The following is a 17,784-nucleotide window of genomic DNA, read 5'->3' as shown; positions in this document are numbered from 1 at the left end:
ATTTGACTCTATAGCCACTATAGATTTTATACTTATTTTAATATTATTACGGAATGTTAAATATGTCAGAAAAATGTAGTGGTCAGTGTCAATCATCTTCTACCAATGAAGATGTAAAAATTGATACACAATTAGATAACTATAGTGGCGCGTTTGTCAGTACATTTAAAGTACCTCAAATGGACTGTCCTTCAGAAGAGAGATTGATTAGGTTAGCACTTGACTCAATTGAGCCTTCAGTTGGGTTGCAATTTGATATTCCTAGCCGTTTAGTCAAGGTTTTTCATGATGAAAATTTAGATGAGATAACAAAAAAATTACAACAACTCAATCTCGGTGCAGAGTTGGCATCAACTAAAGAAAGTTGCAGCACCGAAGCTGCAAAAGCAAAAGATCTAGCCCAAAAAAATGAGATGAAAGAAGCATCAACGCTAAAATGGTTGTTAGCCATTAATGGAGTCATGTTTTTTATAGAAGTAATTGCTGGGATTATTGCGCAATCTGCTGGCCTTATTGCCGACTCATTAGATATGTTTGCTGATGCTGCTGTTTATGGTTTAGCTATATATGCTGTCGGTAAAAGCATAAGCATGAAACTTAGAGCGGCACATATATCTGGTGTACTTCAAATTATTCTAGCGCTAGGTGCTTTGAGTGAAGTCGTAAGACGCTTTATTTACGGTAGTGAACCTATCTCTTCTTTAATGATGATATTTGGTGGAATAGCACTAATCGCTAACATTGCTTGTCTGTTTTTAATATTTGGCAACAAAGAAGACGGCGCTCATATGAAAGCGAGTTGGATTTTTTCCGCAAATGACGTAATCGCAAACGTAGGTGTAATCTTAGCTGGCTTATTAGTTACAGTAACTAGCAGCCGTTATCCAGATTTAGTGATTGGTTTGATTATTGCTGTTGTCGTTTTAAACGGTGCTCGCCGCATCTTACAGCTAAAGTCTTAAGTAGAAAGTAGTTAAAAGAATGCACCCGTCATATTTTAAACCATATATATCATACGTGATAATGATTTTAATCGCGGTGCAGTCTGTGTTTTTTTCGCAAGAAGAGATTGAAGGAAACTTAATTGAAAGTTCTTTTAATATATCACTAACTGAGTCTATTACCCCGCTAAAAGCTCCTGAAAGCTCTAATTTATTTGAGGAGGGTAATAGCCAAACTTTAATTGATAATTGTAATTTTTGTTGCTGCTGTCAGTTATTTTTAAATACAGATTCTTCTTGTAATATTTTACAAGCAATAGAATATTTCCCTACCTACGCCTTAGTTTCCCCTGAGCTAAAAGGCTATATCTCGGTGCCATTCCGCCCACCTAAATACGCCTAAATTTTATAGAAAATTAAGAAAGGTCAAATGTTAATGACCTAAATATCACATATAAATTTATAGGAAAGTATACATGGCACTTAATACCTGTGTGCATCGCAAGATAGCAATTTTAAGGTGTGTAACACCTCGGCTTAAATATATCGCGTTTCTCGCTTTGTCACTTTTTACATTTAATGTTTATGCCTTTGAGAAGCAGTTAAACCTTCAAGAGGCAATTCAGTGGACGCTTAAACAAAATCCAGAACTTAAAATATTTGATTTCAAGCAAACGGCATTAATTGGACGAGAACAAATCGCAAGTTTAAATCCTGCTTATGAACTAGAGCTTGAAGCTGAGAACTTTGCAGGCTCAGGTGAATTTAATACATTCGACAGTGCTGAATTAACAGTCGCTCTATCTTCGGTTATCGAAATGGGAGATAAACGCTCAGCGCGGATTGGAATTGTTTCAAAATCAAGAACACTACTCACTGCTGAAAAAGAAGTCTCTGCGCTTAATTTAATGGCTCAAGTCACTGAGAAGTACGTGGAAGTACTTGCAGCCCAACAAAGAGTTATATTGGCAGAAAATGCTTTGAGCTTAGCACAAGAAACCTTAGAGATTGTATCTCAGCGTAACCGCGCAGGTGCTACTCCTGAGGCTGAAGTGAAACGCTCAAAAGCAGTTATTGCTCAGGCTAACCTCACCCTTCAATCTGAACAAAAGCGCTTGGAATATCTAAAGCTTTCTTTATCAGCTTACTGGGGAGAAACATCAGTGTCATTCTCTAGAGTAACTGGAGATCTGTTTCAGTTTGGCAATGATAGTGATTTTAGTAGTCTCTTTGCGAAATTAGAGAAAAACCCTGCTATTCAAGTTTATGCAAGTGAGCAGCGACTAAAAGAGGCCGAGTTACAGTTGGCTAAAACAGAGTCAACGGCCAATATCAAATGGTCTGTTGGTGTTAGGCGCTCTCAAGAAGCCAATGATACGGCACTGGTCGCTGGCTTTAGCTTACCTTTGTTTGCTGAAAAGCGAAATTCTGGCGCAATCGCTAGTGCGCTAGCAGAGCGTGACCAAGTTGCCATAGAGAAAGAGGCGACTAAGTTAAGATTTAGAAATCACTTACTACGAGCATACTCCAATAGAAAACAAGCCATATTAACAGCTAATTCATTAAAGCAGTCGGTTATCCCAATGCTTGAAGATGCACTGGAAGATACTCAAGACGCCTATCAAAAAGGTCGATATGGATATCTTGATTATGTATCGGCTAGACAAGAGCTGTTAAATGCTCGGCGAACCCTTATTGACGCGGCATCTGCTGCCCTAATTTATGGCGCAGAGATAGAAAAACTAACAAACGAAGCGCTGTCACTCTAAATAAACATCACTTTAAGTTTAATAACAATTTATTGATTCAGTGATTAACTGAATCGTTTAGGAATTCAAAATGAAAAACTATTTACTCGCACTATTGATTTTTATTGGGTATCTATCACCCATTCAAAGTGTTATCGCTAGTGAAGATGAACATGAAGGCGAAGAAGGCATTAGCAAAATAAACAATAACATGGCAAAAAGGCTTGGTGTTGAAACAGCCTATTTAGCTTCAAAAACGTTGAACCAAACTATCCCTGTATACGGCTCTACGACGATAGGCGCTGAACAATTATTTCAAGTTAGCGCTAGATATAACGGCGTTATAAAGACAATAAACTTCACTGTTGGTGATACGGTAAAAAAAGGCGATCTATTAGCCGTTATTGAATCTAATGAGAGCTTAAATACTTATAAAATAACATCGCCTGTTTCTGGGACTGTTTTACAGCGAAATGGAAATATTGGCGGTATCACGCAAAACACTAGCTTGTTTGAAATCGTCAAATTTGACACCTTGTGGGCTGAATTTAAGGTGTTTACCAGCCAATATAATCAAATCAAAGTCGGTCAGCATGTTGATATTGAGCAAGGTGAACACGCATTCAGTTCAGTCATCACTAATATTATTCCAGCTAAAGATCAGCCTTATGTTTTAGCACGGGTACGATTAAACAACACTGAGTTAAAGCTAACGTCAGGTCAATTATTAAAAGGCAACGTGAAGATAAACCAATTTGAGGTGGATTTAGCGGTCGAGAAAGTTGCCATACAAGAGCTAGGTGGACAATTAGGTGTCTTTGTAAAAGAAAATGAAGAGTACGAGTTTGCACCACTTGTCCTTGGTCGTTCAGACAAAAACTATATCGAGGTCATTGATGGCCTCAGTAAAGACGCTGAATATGTAAACAAAAACAGTTATCTGATTAAAGCAGATATCTTGAAATCTGAAGTAGAAGACGACGATTAGGAGACGCAATATGATTGAATCAATTTTGCGTCTTGCAATAAATAGGCGCTATTTAGTATTAAGCTTGCTGATGGTAATCATCGGCGTTGGTATGTGGAGTTATCAAAAACTTCCCATTGATGCTGTTCCAGATATAACAAACGTACAGGTACAAATAAATACCTCTGCCCCCGGTTATTCACCTTTAGAAGCGGAGCAAAGGGTAACTTTTCCAGTAGAAAACGCATTAGCTGGACTACCAAAGCTGTCTCACACCCGCTCTCTTTCAAGATATGGTTTATCCCAGGTGACCGTTATCTTTGAAGAGGGAACCGATATTTATTTCGCACGCAACTTAATCAATGCAAGATTAGCTGCGATAAAAGGCGTTATTCCCTCTGGCTTAGAGCCAGAGATGGGTCCTATTTCCACAGGGCTTGGTGAAATATTTATGTATACCGTACAAGCTTCTCCTGACGCTAAAATGCCTAATGGAGAGCCTTATACCGCTATTGCCTTAAGAGAAATACAAGACTGGATCATTAAACCGCAATTGGCTCAAGTTAAAGGCGTCATTGAGGTCAACAGCATCGGCGGCTATAACAAGCAGTATCATATAACGCCGAAACCCGAAAAATTACTTTTTCATCAGGTAAGCTTTGAAGACGTTTCTGATGCATTACGTAAAAATAATGATAACCGTGGCGCGGGTTATATTGAGCAAAACGGACAACAAGTGTTAGTGCGCTCCATCGGGCAACTTGCGACAATGGATGAAATCCTCAATGTCATCATCAAAAAGAACGATGGTATTCCTGTAAAAATAAGTGATGTTGCCAATGTTGCTATAGGCAAAGAACTTAGAACAGGGGCTGCTACTCGTAATGGCATTGAGACAGTGCTTGGTACAACCATGATGCTGATTGGTGAGAATTCTCGCACCGTTGCTTTAGAAGTGGAACATAAGCTCAGCGAAATACAAAAATCTCTGCCAAAGGGCATTACCGCAGAGCCTGTTTACGACAGAACAACGTTAGTAGATAAAGCGATTGCAACCGTTACCAAAAACCTCGTTGAAGGTGCGCTTTTAGTTATTGTTGTGTTATTTATTCTACTTGGAAATTTACGTGCAGCTCTCATTACCGCTGCTGTTATCCCTATTTCCATGTTAATGACAATCACAGGTATGGTGCAAGCAGGAGTATCTGCCAATTTAATGAGTCTCGGCGCATTGGACTTTGGCTTGATAGTGGACGGGGCTGTAATCATCGTTGAAAACTCTGTCCGTAGGTTAGCACAGGCCCAACACAACGGTCATAGGCAAGACTTAAGAGAACGCCTAAATACCGTTTTTGAAGCCACTTCAGAAGTGATACGTCCAAGCTTGTTTGGTGTGGCAATTATCACTGTTGTTTACATCCCCATTTTCACGCTAACTGGCGTTGAAGGGAAAATGTTCCACCCTATGGCGGCAACTGTCGTTATGGCGTTAATTTCCGCAATGATCCTTTCAGTTACACTGGTTCCTGCTGCTGTAGCTGTGTTTATGAAAGGTAAAATCAGCGAAAAAGAAAGTGTAGTTATTCGTTCAACCAAGTCTATTTATGAACCATTGTTAAAAATGGCGATGAAATTTCGTTGGATTATTGTTTCATTCTCAACGCTGTTAATGGGGTATAGCCTTTGGTTAGCAACTACGCTTGGGACAGAATTTGTTCCTCAATTAAATGAAGGTGATATTGCACTACAGGCATTAAGAATTCCATCGACTGGCCTAGAGCAATCAGTAGAAATGCAAGAAGTACTTGAGCAACGTATTAAAGCGTTTCCTGAAGTTGATAAAGTATTCTCGCGCATTGGCACACCAGAAGTAGCAACCGACCCAATGCCACCGAGTATTGCTGATATCTTTGTTATTTTAAAACCACGTAAAGAATGGGCCGAACCTTCAAAACCAAAAAGTGAATTAGTTGAAGAAATGGAAAAAGTACTGAAAAACATTCCAGGCAACAACTATGAATTCACTCAGCCTATTCAAATGCGTTTCAATGAATTGATTTCTGGCGTTAGAGCTGATGTCGGCATCAAAATATTTGGTGATGATTTGGATCGGTTATTACTTACCGCAAAAGATATTCTAAATATTGTGAAAACCGTGGATGGTGCCGCTGATGCTCGAATAGAACAGGTCACAGGTGTTCCATCTTTATCAGTAATTCCTAAACGAGAAGCGCTTGGTAGGTATGGATTGAACGTTACCGAATTGCAAGACTGGGTTGCCACTGCGATTGGCGGTGAATCTGCGGGGATCATTTATGAAGGTGACAGACGGTTTGAGTTAGTTGTTCGCCTACCAGAGCAAATAAGAACGGATATCGATAGCTTGAAGCATCTGCCGCTTCCACTTGAGAATGGTAACTATGTGCCAATTGAAGAAGTTGCAGAGCTTAAATCAGAGTCTTTACCCGCGCAGATTAGCCGAGAGAACGGAAAAAGAAGAGTTGTGGTTACCGTCAATGTTCGTGGTAGAGATTTAGGCGGTTTTGTAAAAGAAGTTAAAGCTAAAATTAATCAGGAAGGAGAAATTCCAGCAGGATACTGGCTTGATTATGGTGGAACGTTTGAACAACTAGAATCAGCAAGTAAGCGATTAAGCCTAGTTGTACCGATAACATTGGTTGTTATCCTAGGTATTTTGATTATAGCATTTGGTTCATTAAAAGATGCATTAATCATTTTCAGTGGCGTGCCTTTAGCATTAACAGGGGGCGTATTTTCACTTTATTTAAGAGACATGCCCTTATCAATTTCGGCAGGTGTCGGCTTCATTGCATTGTCAGGTGTCGCAGTATTAAATGGCTTGGTTATGTTGGCTTTTATTCGAGATCTTTGGCATGAAAAAGGCGACCTATACGTAGCGATCATTGAAGGTGCCATCATTCGTTTAAGACCTATTTTAATGACGGCACTGGTCGCAAGTTTAGGTTTTATTCCAATGGCGTTAAACACTGGAATTGGTGCAGAAGTACAACGACCACTAGCAACAGTTGTTATCGGCGGTATTGTATCTTCTACCATTTTAACTTTGTTTGTATTGCCTATTTTATATCAATGGGCGCATGGCGCTGAGAGTAACAAACAGCAATCCGACGAAATCTAAAAGCAAAAAAGCAGCTTAATTACTAAGTTATGCCTAATTAAGCTGCTTTTTATATTGTATGCTCCAAAATTTTATTGATAAAACTTACTCTGCTTCATCCCTACAATTTTCATTTAAAAACTCAAACTCTATCGTCGTATGCGATAAATGATAGGAAGATAATTTAGCTGCAACCTCTTGTTTAAGCTTAATTAATTCTTTAACGTCAAAGTTGTCACTCAGCTCAAGGTGCGCTGTTAAAACGTGACTTTCACCATCCAGTGACCAAAAATGCATATGGTGTATACCATTTACTTCAGGAAATTCAATTAATGACTGCTTAATACGCTCTTGGGTCTCTTTATCGGGTGCAGCTTGAAGAAAAAGCACCAATGTTGATTTAAGATTTTTGAAAACGTTAAATAAGATAAACAGCGTAAACCCTATTGATAATAGAGGATCTAATATCGGCAGTTCAACGAACAACAATACAATAGAGACTATAAGAACGGCAACCCAACCGAGTACATCTTCAAGTAGGTGCCATGTCAGCACTTTTTCATTTAGTGTTTCACCCGCTTTTAATTTGAATACCGCATAACCATTTACGGCAACACCGAGTATGGCTAGCCCTAACATCCCCTCAACTACAGGCATTTCAGGATTGGACAGCTTAGGTATTGCTTCAAATAAAACCCAAATAGAGCCGATAATCAAAACAATACTATTTACCAATGCACCAAAAAGTGTAAGTCGGCGATAACCATAGCTGAATTTGTCTGATGCTTCTTTATCTGAAAAACGACTTAAAATCCACGCAAAACCTATTGAAAGACTATCACCAAGATCGTGAACGGCATCCGCCATTATCGCCGTACTGTTTGTGAGCCAACCACCTATAAATTCGATAATGGTAAATATCACATTAAGGAAAAATGCCCAACCAATCCGGTCGTCTTTACCATGCTGATGACTGTGACTATGGTTGTGCATTTTGTACCTCCAGTACTTTTTTATTTCTTATTTTTGATACATTCATATTAATCAAATGTCGGATCACTCGTTGATACAACCAACGTTTTACACCTGATAGATTAGTACCTTTTTCGAGATAGAACTTATCTGGTGAATCATAAAGCCCAAAGTCGTCATGAATACCTTCTTTTTGAATATAGGTATCCTCTCCACGCCAATCCGTACCGGGTGAAGATAAGCACTTTGTTGCAACACCATAACCACAAAACTCATCTTTTGCTTGGCTAAATTTCTGCTGTAGTGAGCTTAAGTATTGCTCATCCAATATAAAGCCCTCTAAGTTTATCCAACGCCCTTCAAAGTAAACTTCTACCCAACTATGAATGATGTATTTAGGTGCTAACCAAAATACAAGCTTAGGATAGCACCTTTTTATAGTTGCTGATCAATGGTAAAACCTTGGAAACGACACTGGATACCTAGTCCACGCAATAGTGCCATTAACAGATTACCCTTAGTATTACATTGTCCATAACCATCTGCTAGCACATCGCTTGCTGAAATATCATCACTCTTGTTATAGCCAAACATTATTTCATCTTTTACAAACTGATAAGCGGCACCAATTTTGTTGAAATTATCCAAATTTTTCCACCCTCGTTGATCGATCAGGGATTGGATATCTTTGTGTTCAAAATTAACGATATTCGTATTGTTTAAATATTTCTCAGTCATTTTTATATATCCCTTTCGTTGCATACCTATACTATAGATCCTATAGTAACTATAGAGTCAAATGTCTGGGGGAAATTGATGAAAATAGGCGAATTGTCAAAAAAATCGGGCTGTTCAATACAAACGATTAGATATTATGAAAGAGAAGGATTACTGTTAAATCCAAACCGTTCAGAAGGTAATTTCAGGCTGTATGATAGTAAAGCACTTAAACAATTGGAATTCGTAAAGCATTGTCGCAGCCTAGATATATCACTCAATGATATTAAACGTCTTATCGAATTAAAAAATAAGCCAGAAGAAAGCTGCTCTAGCGTTAATGCATTAATTGATCAGCAACTTGCACTAGTGAATAAACGTATGAAAGAATTAAGGGCGCTTAAAGCTGAATTACAACAGATGGCAAGTGCTTGTGGTTCAGACAATACAATTGAAGCGTGCGGCATCATCAAATCATTGGATAGCTAAACTAAATATAACTTTAGATTAGTAGTATTCACAAAGGCAATAATGTAAACCATTGGCAAATTAGCACAATCATTAAATTTAAATGTAGAAACCATTCGTTTTTATGAACGAGAAGGGCTGATTACACAACCTGAAAAACCAATATCTGGTTATAGACAATATGACGAAACAATAGCAGGACAACTTAGGTTTATCACAAAAGCCAAAGCGCTCGGCTTTACGTTAAGAGAAATAAAATCGCTAATGTCTATGGACAGCAACTGCACTCAAGTTGAGCTATTAAGCCGACAAAAGTTAGCAATCATTCGAGACAAAATTAATGACCTTCAACGTTTAGAGAAAGTAATTGTGGATATGACAAATACCTGTATGCAAAACGAAGATCCAACACATTGCCCCATAATTGATTCATTAAAATGATTGACTCCGTACTTATATACGGAGTTTAGAATGATGGTAATATCAACCAATAGACTTTCAAATGATAAATAAAATATTAGACAGAGTAGGCTCTAGTGGCGTTTGGCTAGCGGCACGGCCTGCTTCCCTGCATTAAGGTCACTTGCATCGGCATTAGGACTAGGCTTCTTCTCTCACTTCGAAGGAATAGCTGTAAATACGCTTTTACCTATTTTTGCATCTTTGGAACTATTGGTAAACTTATACAACTGGCACAAAAATAAAAACCATACCAGAGCTGTCTTCAGCATTCTAGGGCCTGTAGCAGTGCTATTAACGCTTTATCCTCTTTGGCTATATGATTGAAGCACATACCTATTTTACTTTGGTATTTGCTTAATGGTCGTTATGTCGGTTTTGGATATCGTAAAACCAGTAAGGGAGCAAACATGCAACGTATGGCTAATTGCCGTCGTTGAAACGATTAACGGTCAATGTCTGCTTTTCGCTCAAATAAGACCCCGAAAAGTTGCTCATATAGCTATCTAGATTAACGCTTTCAAAAAACAGAATATATTTCCGATAACTACCTTTGAAGCACTAGAAATGGAAGTTTACTCCCGTTTTGTACTTTAAGATTATAAGCTGGTGTCTAGAGGAGGCAAGGAAGTCCAGAGTTAGTCATGGTACTGAGTGAGCTGAACATCTAACTAAATATAAGGCTGAGCATCAATCAATTGGGTGAGTTAATAACCAACAAGGTTTAACCTGATTATATACCTACAGACCTAAGCAACTTGCTTAACAGCCGCATCGACAGACGAAGTAAACGAATTTGTTTATTGATTTAAAATTGACGGTCAAAAAAAACTAGTGTCTATTAACAGAGTCAAGGCACATATGTGTTATGTTTACATTACCTCCATGGAATCCACGACTTTGGTGCATAGCCTGTAACCGCTACTTTTAAAAACAAGAGAAAACAATATGGGCCTGATATAGTACCAATTAACATCCGAAAATCTAAGTTACTAAAACTAAACTCTCCTGTTTTAAATAACGCATACGCAAGACTACCAAATGCAAAAATTCCGCAAATTATAAATACGATTGCCAAAATCCTAACGAATAAATTAACTTTTTCGCCATTCCATGGAGCTTCCATAAAACCTTCTTGTAAACATAACTGCTTATTGAGCAACATTTTGGTGGTTAATAACACACCAAAACAGCGTATATTACATATTATGATAATTTCACCAATAATTACCTTTGTAAACAAGTAATTAAAACAGCTAGAAATTAAGCATGTTATTTTGCCCCAAAACGGCGTTTAATAACGTTATCGGACAAAATTAGGCTCCTACTCAAAAAAGCGGGAATAAAATTAACTTTTTCAGTGTCCGGTTCTCGCTCCAAGCAGAACTCCGTCAAAGTGCTAATTGCAGTCATTCAGGTATAACTCGTTTATGCCTCAAACGCTTTTGGGTAAATACTTTATAGGTGCCTTTAAGCTAATTTATACGTTCACTCATTTTAGAAAGACAATAGTTTTGTGCCACAATGCAACCGTTAAGCTAAAAGCTTATTACCATCATGAGGTAGTTAACTATCCCTAACGGATGAGTGTCATAGGATAGTTATTAAATCCGCTATATGCTTATTTAGTTGCTGTTGTTGGTAACTTTGTTGAGAAAAGCCCAGCCAGTGCAATAAATACAAACGATATCGCTAAACAAGCCGCTAACCCATATAGCTGGAAAATCCAGCCTGACAATACTGTACCAATCAAACGCCCCATCGCATTAGCCATATAGTAAAAGCCAACATCGAGAGAAACACCGTCGGCATCTGCCATGCTAACAATCAAATAACTGTGTAGCGATGAATTAATGGCGAACAGTACACCAAACAACATTAAACCAGTAATGAGCACTGTTTTTACTTGCCAATTAACATACAGTGATAAGGCTATACCTAATGTAACCAGTGCCAGTAAACTCGCCCATTTGGTTGTTTCTATAGCAGGCGAAAACCCTTCTTTGAGGTTCATTACCTTAGGTGCGATAGATTGTACGAAACCGTAACCAATCACCCATAGTGCCAAGAAGCCGCCTACCGTCCAATGATCCCAATTAAAGGCTTGAGACAAAAATACGGGCAGTGCAACCACAAACCAGACATCACGGGCACCAAACAAGAATAGTCGTGCAGCCGACAAGAGGTTAATTGAACGACTTTTTGAGAATATATCGGTGAACTTAGGTTTGCTCTTCGCTTTTCCTAAATCACTTTTTAAAGCGTAAAGGCTGTAACACCATACAAATGCCAATACACCTGCCATCAGCAACACTGCACCTTTAAACGAAAATAAGGTTAACAGTAAACCACCCAAGAAAAAGCCAACGCCTTTTAAAGCATTTTTGGATCCTGTTAATATAGCTACCCATTTAAAAAGCGTGCCTTCTTGCCCATCGGTAACCAACGACTTGATAGCACTTTTAGCACTCATTTTATTTAAGTCTTTGGCAATACCAGAAAGCGCTTGGGCAATCATCACATATACAACTGTTAACCATTCAGAGGGAACAGCTAGCATGAGCAAGGCAACAATTTGAATAGCCAAACCAATGTTCATGGTTTTATTTAGCCCTAAACGAGCACCTAAGAAGCCGCCAATCAAGTTGGTTACAACGCCAAATATTTCATAAAACAAAAACAGCATAGCAATACTAAGCGGGCTATAACCTAACGCATGGAAATGAAGCACTACTAACATACGTAGTGCGCCATCCGTTAAGGTAAATGCCCAATAGTTGCCTGTGACCACGAGGTATTGTTTAATATCGTCTGATAATGATGCCAAGCGCTTCATAGTGTCACATTACCCTTTTATTGATAGACCAACTTTGCGAGTAAGCTCAGCTGTTCTATTCGCGTATCCCCACTCGTTGTCATACCATATATACAGCTTCACCTGAGTGGTGTTGACGACCATTGTTGATAGCGCATCGATAATGCTTGAACGCGGGTCAGTTTTATAATCAATTGACACTAGCGGCTTTTCTTCATAGCCCAAAATACCTTTTAACTCGCCTTCAGCCGCTTCTTTCATCCAAGCGTTAATTTCAGCTTCAGTTGTTGGACGCTCAACTTCAAATACACAATCAGTTATTGATGCATTTGCCAGTGGTACACGAACGGCGTGACCATTTAATTTGCCTTTTAATTCAGGGAAAATATGGGTAATAGCCGTTGCTGAGCCTGTAGTGGTTGGAATAAGACTCATGCCACAGGCACGCGCTCTACGCAAATCTTTATGCGGTGCATCTAAAATGGTTTGAGTATTGGTAATATCATGGATAGTCGTCATTGAACCATGTTTGATGCCGATTTTATCCTGTAATACTTTTATCACTGGTGCTAAGCAATTTGTGGTGCAAGACGCTGCTGTAACAATAGCATGTTGTTCAGCATTATAAAGGTGGTCGTTAACCCCCATCACTACATTGAGTACGCCTTCTTCTTTCACTGGCGCAGTGACCACTACTTTCTTAACACCTTGATCTAAATAGGCTTGCAGTAGATCGGTTTTTTTCATTTTACCTGATGCTTCAATGACGACATCACATTCAGACCAATCCGTATCGTTAATTGCTTGATTTTGAGTGACCCGAATAGCTTGACCGTTGATTATCACATTATTGTCATCATTAGATACATCATGTGACCAAGTGCCATGCACTGAATCGTACTTTAATAGATGTGCCAGTGTTTCTGCGTTGCCAGCAGGATCGTTGATTTGCACAAACTCAATATTTTGCCAACCAAAGGCTGCTCTAAGCGTTAATCGGCCCATGCGGCCAAAACCGTTAATACCAATTTTAATTGTCATAGTTAAACTCCTACTTTTTGATATTCATTAAAAAATGAAAGTTGCACAGGATTAGAAAGCGCCTTAGGGCGTACTTTCTGTACTTGGTTAATAATGCTTGTCTTGTTGTAACCTAACTCATACATCAGTATGCCAATCACTAAGCCCGTGCGACCTGAACCGCCTTTACAGTGCACAGCTATCGTGCCCTGATTACGCAAAATAGCTAACACGTCATTAAGGTGAGATTTGAACGCCGTTGCAAAGCCATTATTAGGCGCATCATCATCTAAAATAGGTAACTGAAACCATTTTATGCCTTGTTCGCTACAAACTTGAGGAAGTGTTTCGGCCTCGTTTTTCTTTATTTCTGCGTCATACATCAGAGTGACAATCGCTTGTGCTCCCGCATCTTTGAGTTGCTTTACCGATGTTGTTAAATCAACCTCTTTCGTTCCTGGGCATGGCGTAAATATAAAACTGGCGCCATTATCAAGTGTAAGTTTGTCATAAGGGTGAGTTTGCATAAGAGTCCTCTTAATTATTCGTTAAACCAATGTTTTGTTCTGTTTACAATCGCGACGAGAGATAGCATCACAGGCACCTCTACAAGAACGCCAACCACGGTTGCTAGCGCTGCACCTGAATGCAAGCCAAAAAGAGAAATCGCTACAGCTACAGCCAACTCAAAGAAATTTGATGTACCAATTAAGCACGATGGAGCTGCAATGTTATGTTTAAGCTTGATTTTTAGCGCAATAAAATAGGCAATGATGAAAATGCCATACGTTTGAATAACCAGCGGAATCGCGATTAGCAAAATATTGAGTGGTTGGTCTAAAATAGTGTTAGCTTGAAAGCCAAACAACAGCATAACTGTGGCTAATAAACCAATGACAGAAAATGGTTTTAACTTTTCTAACAAGGCTGTGATAGTTGCTTCATCACGACCTGAGGCATTTAAATGCTTTCTGGTCAATATCCCTGCAATTAAAGGCAATAGCACATACAACACAACCGAGGTAAACAAAGTTCCCCATGGCACATGAATATCCGATACTCCCAGCAGTAATCCTGCAAGTGGGGCGAAAGCAAAAATCATGATAATGTCGTTAACCGACACTTGAACTAACGTATAGTTTGCATCGCCTTTAGTAAGTTGTGACCAGACAAATACCATTGCCGTACATGGCGCTACGCCAAGTAAAATCATTCCTGCGATATATTCTTGTGCAGTTTCTGGTGAAACAAAATCGGCAAACAATCCTTCAAAGAAAAGCCAACCCAATGCAGCCATAGAAAATGGTTTGATAAGCCAGTTAATCACTAAAGTTAACACAAGTCCCTGTGGATTTTTACCCACTTCTTTAATTGTTGAGAAATCTATTTGTACCATCATGGGGTAGATCATTACCCAAATGAAGATGGCAACGACGATGTTAACATGCGTCACTTCGAGCTCTGCGATTGCTTCAAAAAGCGGCGGATAAATAACCCCCAATGAGACACCTGTAGCAATAGATATCGCGACCCAAAAAGATAAATAGCGTTCAAAAAATCCCATAATGATCCTCCCTAGTTACAGCAGCTTGCTACACGCGTGGGACGATCACCCATCGCATTTAATCTGGCTAGCTCTTGTTCAATGAAAATGGGATCATTCACTACCGTTGATGTAATAGTTTGCTTCATCCACTCTGGTAGTGTTGGATTAATCGAATAAAAAACCCATTGCTGGTGTTTTCTATCTGATAAAATGCCAGTTTTTCTGAGTTGTGCTAAGTGGCGAGAAACTTTAGGTTGGCTCTCTTCACTCAGAGCAGTCATCAGCTCACAAACACATGCTTCACCTTCAACAGCAATAATTAATAGACTTTTCAAACGAATATCATCAGCTAGCGCTTTGTAAAAAGTAGTTGGTGTGATTGGCGCTGGTTTTTGCTTTTCTTTTGTTAGCAAAAACATTTTGAGTCGTTCATTTAGCTCTTGTAGTGTTTTTTCAAACGGGTTGGCTTCTTTGCGGGAACGAGGCTCAGGAAAATCCCATGCAAGGCAATTAGTGCCATTTACTCGACTATCGCATTCTTTGGCCGCTTTATCACACAGGGTAATAACAAAATCAAAATGGATATTGCTAACTTCATCAAGGTGTTTTGAGCGTAAACCATCGGTACGCAACCCAAAGTGTTCAATAGCTGATAGCGTTCGGCTGTCCACATTATTTGGCTCAGTACCGGCGCTGTAAACCTCATACTCACCTTTACCATGATGTTTTAACAACGCCTCAGCCATGATAGATCTAGCCGAGTTTTCAGTGCACAAAAATAGAACTTTCATAACCACTCGCATAACAAATTTGTTATATAATAAATTTGTTATGCGGAAGGTGCAATAGTAATCGTTGAAAAAGAAATAAATAGGAATATTGTTTGAACGATACTGTCAGTCTTTACTCAATCATTTATTTTCATCACAGTTTAATAAACGCCTTTTTTAGAGTTAGTTTTCCATTATTAAATTGATGCTTAGAAACTCTGTTGGGTGGCGTCTTCGGCTTAACCAACCTACCTTTTGACGTAGGTCGAATAAGTGGCGAAGCCATGCGTTCCACAATCACCTTGGCAATGAGAGTCCGCGAAAAATACTAGAATACGAAACACCTGCGGAACGATTTAAGCTGTATGTTGCATAGAATGGTTGAACTCACAGCGCTAAGCGGAACTTCAATCAAAACATAAGAATTATTAAACCTAAATATTTTATTGTAAAAATTCAGTAAAATTTTTTATTCATATTATACTTTTTTATTATTGCTGTAATTTTGGATAACTATGTTAAACAATTATTCTGTGCGTACCCGTTTAGCCGTGCTTGCATTGCTGCCAATTATGATTTTTTTAATTACATCGTTTTTTTCAATAAACACAATGGGAAGGTTAGTAGCAGGGATTGATAGTTTATACGACGACCGTGTCGTACCACTTAAGCAAATTAAGCATGTGTCAGATAATTACGCCGTAAATATTGTTGATTTACTTCACAAGTATCGTGCTGACTCTATTACCAAGTCAGAACTCTTAGCAAATATTAATGATGCTAGAAATACGGCTGATAATGAATGGAAAGCTTACTTGAGCACAAAGCTAACAGTTGAAGAAAAGCGCTTGGTAGATAACGTTGAAAAGAAACTAAAGCCTGTGCTTATGCATTTGAATAATTTAATTGTAAGCATTAATAATGGTGAGTTTTTATCACTACCACAAAATAAATTTGTTTATGAGCTTTACCAACTCTTTGATCCGCTTAGTGCCAGTTACCAGGCTTTAATTGATTTACAACTTAAAGAAGCGAGTGACTTTAGAGTCAAAGCTGATGAAAATTATAAATTAATAAAGTTAATAATGAGTGCCACGATCGCAATATTAATTTTACTATTACTGATTGTTGCCTACTTTATTTACTGCTCGATACAAAATCCATTAATGTCATTACGCGATACCATAACGAATATTGCAACCAATGCCGATTTAACAGCTCGTGCTAAGGTTCAGGGTAAAGACGAAATTGCAGATACCGCATCTAACTTTAATGATATGTTACTTCGGATCCAAGATTTAGTAAAAGATATGGCAGGAGCAACACTAACACTTGCTTCAGCAGCTGAAGAAATGAACTCAATTAGTATTCAAGTAGCCAGTACAGCAACCCAGCAAGAGCAACAATCAGCTATGATTGCAACTGCAATTACCCAAATGAGTAGTGCAATAGAGCAAGTTGCTCAAAACGCTCAAGTAACCTCTGACAAAGCAACAAATGCCGACATAAAAGCAGGTCAAGGGCAGCAAGCTGTTGCTGATAATATCGAGTCAATAAATACGCTTTCAACTTTGGTTAATACAAATACGCAGCTTATTGCAGATCTAAATACACAAACCAATGATATAAACCAAGTTGTGATGATGATTCAAGGTGTGGCTGAGCAAACAAACTTGTTAGCTTTAAATGCAGCCATTGAAGCAGCAAGAGCTGGAGACTCTGGTCGTGGATTTGCCGTTGTAGCCGATGAAGTAAGGCAACTTGCCCACAACACTCAAAAAGCAACCGCTAGCATTAATGAAATGATCACAAAACTACAAGGTATGGCTCAGCAAGCAGTTAGTGCTATGAGTAACGCTGAAAGCAGTGCTAAAGAAAGTGTTGACCATGCTAATTATTCTTCACAGGTGCTCAGCGAAATTAACCAAGAAGTCACCGAAATTGCAGATATGAACACTCAAATATCAACCGCAACTCAGGAGCAAAAAATGGTCGCAAATGAGCTAAGCAGCAATATTAATGAATTTAGTTCTAGTATTACTTCGGTTAGCGAAAGCTCGCAACAAAATGCTCAAGCATCGCAAGAGCTCGCACAGCTTGCGGCAATGCTACAAGGAAAAGTCAATGTATTTAAAGTTTAGGTGCTTTAATTTTGAGGCATATTAGCGGTTATACTTTAAATAAAAACCTTATATGCCATCATTTAAATGATTAAATGATGG

At 38.7% G+C, this 17,784-nt stretch carries 16 protein-coding genes and 1 pseudogene; 9 read left to right on the top strand and 8 right to left on the bottom strand.

The window, feature by feature from the left end:
- The first annotated feature begins 62 nt into the window (after positions 1-62).
- From CWB76_RS08445 to CWB76_RS08425, 5 genes are all read left to right on the top strand, one after another.
- A complete protein-coding gene (locus CWB76_RS08445) occupies positions 63-962 on the top strand; it encodes a cation efflux transmembrane domain-containing protein (RefSeq protein ID WP_002962256.1) in 900 nt (299 codons plus the stop codon).
- 61 nt (positions 963-1,023) lie between these two features.
- Positions 1,024-1,344 (top strand): hypothetical protein, encoded by a 321-nt coding sequence (locus CWB76_RS08440; protein ID WP_024598538.1) that lies wholly within the window; start codon positions 1,024-1,026, stop codon positions 1,342-1,344.
- Positions 1,345-1,417: 73 nt separating this feature from the next.
- Complete coding sequence (locus CWB76_RS08435; protein WP_002962255.1) at positions 1,418-2,710, top strand: TolC family protein; 1,293 nt, start codon at positions 1,418-1,420, stop codon at positions 2,708-2,710.
- 70 nt (positions 2,711-2,780) lie between these two features.
- Positions 2,781-3,677, top strand: a complete 897-nt coding sequence (locus tag CWB76_RS08430) for an efflux RND transporter periplasmic adaptor subunit (RefSeq protein WP_058428656.1) — start codon at positions 2,781-2,783, stop codon at positions 3,675-3,677.
- Positions 3,678-3,687: 10 nt separating this feature from the next.
- Positions 3,688-6,816, top strand: coding sequence for an efflux RND transporter permease subunit (locus CWB76_RS08425; protein WP_002962253.1), 3,129 nt, complete (start codon positions 3,688-3,690; stop codon positions 6,814-6,816).
- Between the two features lie 84 nt (positions 6,817-6,900).
- Here CWB76_RS08425 and CWB76_RS08420 read toward each other — a convergent pair whose 3' ends face one another.
- Positions 6,901-7,788 (bottom strand): cation diffusion facilitator family transporter, encoded by an 888-nt coding sequence (locus CWB76_RS08420; protein WP_002962252.1) that lies wholly within the window; start codon positions 7,786-7,788, stop codon positions 6,901-6,903.
- Positions 7,775-8,505: pseudogene (locus CWB76_RS08415) on the bottom strand (transglutaminase-like domain-containing protein). The gene CWB76_RS08420 and the pseudogene CWB76_RS08415 overlap by 14 nt, the downstream one beginning before the upstream one ends.
- Positions 8,506-8,583: 78 nt before the next feature.
- On the opposite strand from CWB76_RS08415, the gene cadR reads away from it, so the two are divergent.
- The 3 genes from cadR to CWB76_RS20485 all read left to right on the top strand — a co-directional run bounded on the left by cadR (position 8,584) and on the right by CWB76_RS20485 (position 9,738).
- Positions 8,584-8,973: a Cd(II)/Pb(II)-responsive transcriptional regulator gene (cadR, locus tag CWB76_RS08410; RefSeq protein WP_002962247.1), complete on the top strand. Its 390-nt coding sequence runs from the start codon at positions 8,584-8,586 to the stop codon at positions 8,971-8,973.
- Positions 8,974-9,024: 51 nt separating this feature from the next.
- Positions 9,025-9,393: a MerR family transcriptional regulator gene (locus CWB76_RS08405; RefSeq protein WP_028834999.1), complete on the top strand. Its 369-nt coding sequence runs from the start codon at positions 9,025-9,027 to the stop codon at positions 9,391-9,393.
- A gap of 102 nt (positions 9,394-9,495) precedes the next feature.
- Positions 9,496-9,738, top strand: coding sequence for a MerC family mercury resistance protein (locus CWB76_RS20485; protein ID WP_327077832.1), 243 nt, complete (start codon positions 9,496-9,498; stop codon positions 9,736-9,738).
- Positions 9,739-10,288: 550 nt separating this feature from the next.
- Here CWB76_RS20485 and CWB76_RS08395 read toward each other — a convergent pair.
- From CWB76_RS08395 to CWB76_RS08370, 6 genes are all read right to left on the bottom strand, one after another.
- Positions 10,289-10,537 (bottom strand): hypothetical protein, encoded by a 249-nt coding sequence (locus tag CWB76_RS08395; protein WP_138606786.1) that lies wholly within the window; start codon positions 10,535-10,537, stop codon positions 10,289-10,291.
- 495 nt (positions 10,538-11,032) lie between these two features.
- Positions 11,033-12,247 carry an organoarsenical effux MFS transporter ArsJ gene (gene arsJ, locus CWB76_RS08390; RefSeq protein WP_138606784.1) on the bottom strand — a complete coding sequence of 405 codons (1,215 nt, stop codon included), beginning with the start codon at positions 12,245-12,247 and terminating at the stop codon, positions 11,033-11,035.
- Positions 12,248-12,256: 9 nt separating this feature from the next.
- Positions 12,257-13,267, bottom strand: a complete 1,011-nt coding sequence (locus CWB76_RS08385) for an ArsJ-associated glyceraldehyde-3-phosphate dehydrogenase (RefSeq protein WP_138606782.1) — start codon at positions 13,265-13,267, stop codon at positions 12,257-12,259.
- 2 nt (positions 13,268-13,269) lie between these two features.
- Complete coding sequence (locus tag CWB76_RS08380) at positions 13,270-13,773, bottom strand: phosphatase domain-containing putative toxin (RefSeq protein ID WP_138606780.1); 504 nt, start codon at positions 13,771-13,773, stop codon at positions 13,270-13,272.
- Between the two features lie 14 nt (positions 13,774-13,787).
- Entirely contained in the window at positions 13,788-14,810 is a 1,023-nt protein-coding gene (gene arsB / locus CWB76_RS08375; protein ID WP_138606778.1) for an ACR3 family arsenite efflux transporter, read from the bottom strand.
- An 11-nt stretch (positions 14,811-14,821) separates the two neighbouring features.
- Positions 14,822-15,583, bottom strand: a complete 762-nt coding sequence (locus CWB76_RS08370) for a metalloregulator ArsR/SmtB family transcription factor (protein WP_138606776.1) — start codon at positions 15,581-15,583, stop codon at positions 14,822-14,824.
- A gap of 494 nt (positions 15,584-16,077) precedes the next feature.
- Here CWB76_RS08370 and CWB76_RS08365 point away from each other — a divergent pair, with 494 nt between their 5' ends.
- Complete coding sequence (locus CWB76_RS08365) at positions 16,078-17,703, top strand: methyl-accepting chemotaxis protein (protein ID WP_138606774.1); 1,626 nt, start codon at positions 16,078-16,080, stop codon at positions 17,701-17,703.
- Positions 17,704-17,784 lie beyond the last annotated feature (81 nt).

This window comes from Pseudoalteromonas sp. S1609, from assembly GCF_005887255.1.
In the GTDB taxonomy this organism is placed as follows: Bacteria; Pseudomonadota; Gammaproteobacteria; order Enterobacterales; family Alteromonadaceae; genus Pseudoalteromonas.
This window is presented reverse-complemented; position numbering and strand designations above follow the sequence as displayed.